Here is a 441-nt window from a genome sequence, read left to right as displayed (position 1 = left end):
AGCCATGAGACCGGTCCCCTCAGTTCCGAGGACGCCGCAATTGCACAGGCGTTCGCGGACGTGGCAACCATCACCCTCCTGCAGGAACGCGCGGAGCGGGAAAACGCCCTGATCAACGAACAGTTGAAGCGAGCACTCAACAGCCGCATCCTGATCGAGCAGGCCAAGGGCGTGATTGCCCACACCTMCAATGTCGACATGAACACGGCGTTTGCGTTGCTCCGCGGCTACGCCCGCGCCCACAACCAGACGCTCTACGACACCGCGGAAAGAATCATCAACCGCAGAATCACCGTCGATCCCGAGGGGCGCCGACCCCTGCCAATGGTCCCTCCCGGAAAACACTCCGGAACTTTATAGTTAGAGCCACACCCCGCGGCGGGAAAAGAGCGATGATGCGCGGAATAGGCAGGCGCCAATCTGGCGGGCGCGGAATAGGTC

1 protein-coding gene is annotated in these 441 nt (G+C 61.8%); it reads left to right on the top strand.

Annotated elements, in window-relative coordinates; translation table 11 throughout:
- The coding region (locus AC1U89_RS24790; RefSeq protein ID WP_479902266.1) for an ANTAR domain-containing protein at positions 1-360 on the top strand (360 nt) is incomplete at its 5' end.
- Positions 361-441: the final 81 nt, after the last annotated feature.

It is taken from the genome of Caulobacter sp. 05T431 (assembly GCF_056665975.1).
The sequence above is the reverse complement of the archived record's forward strand: the minus strand, read 5'-3'. Positions and strand labels throughout refer to the sequence as shown.